Annotated in this window: 7 protein-coding genes; 6 read left to right on the forward strand and 1 reads right to left on the reverse strand. The window is 69.3% G+C overall.

Annotated features, from left to right (window positions below; translation table 11 throughout):
• The first annotated feature begins 178 nt into the window (after positions 1-178).
• Both ACWDMM_RS33630 and nudC read left to right on the forward strand, forming a co-directional pair.
• A complete protein-coding gene (locus ACWDMM_RS33630; protein WP_357113168.1) occupies positions 179-1,234 on the forward strand; it encodes a potassium channel family protein in 1,056 nt (351 codons plus the stop codon).
• Positions 1,235-1,280: 46 nt separating this feature from the next.
• Positions 1,281-2,186 (forward strand): NAD(+) diphosphatase, encoded by a 906-nt coding sequence (gene nudC / locus ACWDMM_RS33635; protein WP_195081932.1) that lies wholly within the window; start codon positions 1,281-1,283, stop codon positions 2,184-2,186.
• 36 nt (positions 2,187-2,222) lie between these two features.
• Here the strand turns inward: nudC and ACWDMM_RS33640 are convergent, their stop codons facing one another.
• Positions 2,223-2,453 carry a mycoredoxin gene (locus ACWDMM_RS33640; protein ID WP_157111606.1) on the reverse strand — a complete coding sequence of 77 codons (231 nt, stop codon included), beginning with the start codon at positions 2,451-2,453 and terminating at the stop codon, positions 2,223-2,225.
• Positions 2,454-2,570: 117 nt separating this feature from the next.
• On the opposite strand from ACWDMM_RS33640, the gene ACWDMM_RS33645 reads away from it, so the two are divergent.
• The 4 genes from ACWDMM_RS33645 to ACWDMM_RS33660 form a co-directional block, all read left to right on the forward strand.
• Complete coding sequence (locus ACWDMM_RS33645) at positions 2,571-2,993, forward strand: SRPBCC family protein (RefSeq protein WP_357113173.1); 423 nt, start codon at positions 2,571-2,573, stop codon at positions 2,991-2,993.
• Positions 2,990-3,433, forward strand: coding sequence for an EVE domain-containing protein (locus ACWDMM_RS33650; protein ID WP_357113176.1), 444 nt, complete (start codon positions 2,990-2,992; stop codon positions 3,431-3,433). The genes ACWDMM_RS33645 and ACWDMM_RS33650 overlap by 4 nt, the downstream gene beginning before the upstream one ends.
• Positions 3,434-3,442: 9 nt before the next feature.
• Complete coding sequence (locus tag ACWDMM_RS33655) at positions 3,443-3,907, forward strand: MarR family winged helix-turn-helix transcriptional regulator (RefSeq protein ID WP_195081929.1); 465 nt, start codon at positions 3,443-3,445, stop codon at positions 3,905-3,907.
• Between the two features lie 32 nt (positions 3,908-3,939).
• Positions 3,940-4,201: hypothetical protein (locus tag ACWDMM_RS33660; RefSeq protein WP_449941552.1), on the forward strand; the 262-nt coding region annotated here is incomplete at its 3' end.

Raw genomic sequence — 4,201 nt, forward strand, 5'->3', positions numbered from 1 at the left:
TGTGCGCGGCCGCCGCGCAAGCGACGAAGGAGCAAGCGGCGGTCGCGCACACGCGAGCCATAAAGGGGCCGCGAACACGCCGCGACGCAGTCGCGGCAAATAAAACACAGTAGGCTCCCCGGTGTGCCGGAGGGACAAGGATTACCGGGTATGACCGACGCGACGACAGGTGTGCCCGGTGTTCGGTGACCGAGCGCGCGGCCTCGGCTTGGCCAGTCGCCCCGATTTCGCCCTGGTCGGCGTGCTGCGCATCCCGGAAGTGCAGACCAGCCCATGGATTTCGCTGACCAGAAGAGTGCTGTTCGCGACGGCGCTGCTGTTCCTGGCCGCGATGGTGGTGTACCTGGGACGCGCGGGCTACCACGACAACTCGGGCAATGAGCTGTCGTTCCTGGACGCGTTCTACTACGCGACGGTGTCGCTGTCGACCACCGGATACGGCGACATCCACCCGGTGACGCCCGAGGCGCGGCTGGCGAACATCATCATCATCACCCCGCTGCGCATCCTGTTCCTGATCGTCCTGGTCGGAACGACGCTGGGCGTGCTGACCGAACGTTCCCGGCAGGCTTTCAAGATTCAGCGATGGAGGCACACCGTGCGCAATCACACCGTGGTCGTCGGATACGGCACGAAGGGGCGGACCGCGATCGACGCCATGCTCGGCGACGGAGTGCAGCCCGCCGACATCGTCGTGGTCGACACCGACGTGGTCGCCTTGGAGGCGGCCGCCAACGCCGGGCTGGTCACGGTGCACGGCTCGGCCACCCAATCCGACGTGTTGCGGCTGGCGGGCGTGCAGAACGCCGACTCGGTGGTGGTCGCGACCAATCGGGACGACACCGCCGTGCTGGTCACCCTCACCGCCAGGGAGTTGAACAAGGCCGCCAAGATCGTGGTTTCGATCCGGGAGGCGGAGAACACCCATCTGGTCCGGCAGTCCGGCGCGAACTCCGTGGTGGTGTCCTCGGAGACAGCGGGCCGGTTGCTCGGTATCGCGACCACCACGCCCACGGTCGTGGAGATGATGGAAGACCTGCTCACCCCGGAGGAGGGCTTCGCCGTCGCCGAACGCGAGGTGGAGGCGTCCGAGATCGGCGGCTCGCCGCGGCATCTCAGCGATATCGTCCTGGGCGTGGTGCGCGACGGGGTGCTCTACCGGGTGGGCGAGCCGGAAGTCGACGCGGTCGACGCGGGCGACAAGCTGTTGTACATCCGTCGAGCGGGCAAGTGACCCGGCGCGAACCAGGTTGTTGCTCGGGGCGCGATAGTCTCGAACCGTGCCGGCGTTTCAGCTCAACAGTGTTCCGTTGCTCTCCCGCTCCGTCATCGACCGGGCCGAGCACATCCGCGGTGATGCCCAGGCCCTGAAGGAGGGCTGGGCGGAAGCGAAACTTCTGCGGGTCAACCGTCGCGGACAGGTGCGCTTCGACGAGGGCGCCCTGGTCCTGGAAGCGGCCGTGGAGTTCTCCGCCGAGCCGAGTCCTGCCGCGGTGTTCCTCGGTGTGGAGGAGGGCGTGCACCTGTGGGCGGTGCGCGATCCGGAGCTGGAGGGGGCGCTGACCGATCTGCGCGCGCTGGCCGGCGGCGCCGTCGACGACCGCACCGCCGGGTTGCTCTCCACCGCGATCGCGCTGCTGAACTGGCACGACAAGGCCGGCTTCCACGGTGCGGACGGCGCTGTCACCACGTCGGCGAAGGCGGGCTGGTCGCGCATCACCGAGAGCGGTTACGAGGAGTTCCCGCGCATCGATCCTGCGGTGATCTGCCTGATCCACGACGGCGGCGAGCGGGTGCTGCTTGCCCGCCAGAGCAGCTGGCCGAAGTCGCTGTTCTCGCTGCTGGCCGGGTTCGTCGAGGCGGGAGAGTCGCTGGAGCGCTGCGTGGAGCGCGAGATGCGCGAGGAAGTGGGTCTCGACGTGCGCGAGATCAGCTACCTGGGCAGCCAGCCGTGGCCGTTCCCGCGCTCACTGATGCTCGGCTTCGCCGCGGTCGCCGACCCCGCTCAGCCGCTGACCTTCACCGACGGTGAGATCGCTGAGGCCGAGTGGTTCACCCGTGCGCAGGTGCGGGAAGCGTTGGCGGTGGGCGACTGGTCCAACCGGGACGGCGGCTCACGGCTGCTGCTGCCCGGCTCGATCTCCATCGCGCGCACGATCATTGAATCCTGGGCCGCGATCGACTGACGCGCGGGCCGAAGCCGGCCCGCGCGCGACGGCTGCTCAGGACAGACCGGCGAGGACCTGCTTGACCGCAGCCAGCGACGGGTTCGTCGCGGTGGAGCCATCCGCGAACTTGACGGTGGGCACCACGTGGTTGCCCCCGTTCACGCTGCCGACGAACTCGGCCGACGCGGGGTCTTGCTCGATGTCGATCTCGACGTAGCTGATGCCTGCCTCGTCCAACTGCTTCTTGAGCCTGCGGCAGTAGCCGCACCAGGTGGTCGAGTACATCGTCAGGGTGGGGTTCGCGTCAGTCACGGACACTGCAACGCCGGACGACCGCTGACTGTTCCGACCCGAACAATCCGGGACCTTGCGCGACATTTAATATGCGCGCATACTAAATGCATGACGATCATCGCCAGCGCGCACGCCATCTCCAGTGCGCCGCCGACCGCCTTCTTCGCCCGCTGGGCCGACGTGGCCACCTGGCCGGAGTGGAACACCGACACGGAGTGGGTGCGCTTGGACGGACCGTTCGCCGAGGGCGCCACCGGAACGTTGCGGCCGAAGGGCGGCCCGAAGGTCCGGTTCGTGGTCGCCCGCCTGACCGACCGCGAGTTCGTGGACGTCTCCCGGCTGTTCGGCGCGCGGCTCACCTTCGCCCACGAGGTCGCCGTCGCGGACGGCCGCACCACGGTCACCGTGACCGTCTCGATCGACGGGCCGCTGCGGGTGTTGTGGACGAAGATTCTGGGCGCCGACCTGGCGAAATCCGTGCAGCCCGACCTGGACGCACTGGTGGCCGTCGCCGAGGGGGTTGCGGTATGAGCGCGACCGGATCGAGTGCGAAGTACTGGCTGGCCGTGGTCTCGAGGGAGCATGTCCGGCGCGGCGTGCGGCTGGGCATCGCCCAAGCCAACCACGGCAAGCGGGCGGCGGTGGAACGCATGCGGCCCGGCGACGGATTGGTGTACTACTCGCCGCGCGAGGGCATGCGCGCCGGAGCGCCGGTGCGCTCGTTCACCGCGATCGGCACCATCGACGACCGCCCGGCCTGGCAGGCCGACCCGCAGGACGGCGGCTGCTTCCGGCCGTGGCGCCGGTCGGTCAGCTACCGAGCGGAAGCGCGGGAGACCCCGATCGATACGCTGCGTGCCGAGCTCGACCTCACCAGCGTGCCGAACTGGGGCATGGTCCTGCGCCGTGGCCTGATAGAACTCAGCCCGCACGATTACGCGTTGATCGCGCGAGAGATGACCGACGAGTGAGGGAGGCGGATGCGCGAGGCGCAAGACGGGCGGCTGCGTTCCCGATTTCGCGCGGCTGAGGAAAGTCCCGGCCTGTTGCTGTGGCAGGTGACCAATCGCTGGCAGGCGGCGCAGCGGGCGGCGCTCGCGCCATTCGACCTGACCCACGTGCAATTCGTGCTGTTGGCTTCGCTCACCTATTTGGCTACGGGCCGCGAAGATCCGGTGCGGCAGCGTGACCTGGCCGAATACGCCGCCACCGATCCGATGATGACCTCCCAGGTGTTGCGCGCGCTGGCGCAGAAGGGCCTGATCGAACGCCGCGACCACCCGAGCGATCGCCGGGCCAAGGCGCTGGTCGCCACCGAAGCGGGCGTGGCGCTGGTGAACCGGGCCATCGTCGCGGTGGAGACGTGCGACGCGGAGTTCTTCGCGCCGCTGGGCGCCGAGGACGGCGCCTTCGCCCGCTCCCTGCGGCAGCTACGCGGCCGCTGAACGCCGCGCACGCCCGGCTCGCCGGTCCGATGATGACGCCCGGTCCGAACGACGAGATCGCGCATGGCGGCGCCGCGGGCATCCCTGTCTGCACAGTCGAGCATCGTCGGCGGCCGCGCGGTGCCGGTCCGATGGTGATGCCCGGTCCGAACGACGAGATCGCGCATGGCGGCGCCGCGGGCATCCCTGTCTGCACAGCCGAGCACCGTCGGCGGCCGCGCGGTGCCGGTCCGATGGTGATGCCCGGTCCGAACGACGAGATCGCGCATGGCGGCGCCGCGGGCATCCCTGTCT

Source organism: Nocardia sp. NPDC003726 (assembly GCF_053586955.1).

Excerpts from the sequence above, each read along its gene's own strand:
- ACWDMM_RS33645 (WP_357113173.1), top strand. The coding sequence starts at position 2,571 with ATGACGATCATCGCCAGCGCGCACGCCATCTCCAGTGCGCCGCCGACC.
- ACWDMM_RS33655 (WP_195081929.1), top strand. The coding sequence starts at position 3,443 with ATGCGCGAGGCGCAAGACGGGCGGCTGCGTTCCCGATTTCGCGCGGCT.
- ACWDMM_RS33650 (WP_357113176.1), top strand. The coding sequence starts at position 2,990 with ATGAGCGCGACCGGATCGAGTGCGAAGTACTGGCTGGCCGTGGTCTCG.
- ACWDMM_RS33640 (WP_157111606.1), bottom strand. The coding sequence starts at position 2,453 with ATGTACTCGACCACCTGGTGCGGCTACTGCCGCAGGCTCAAGAAGCAG.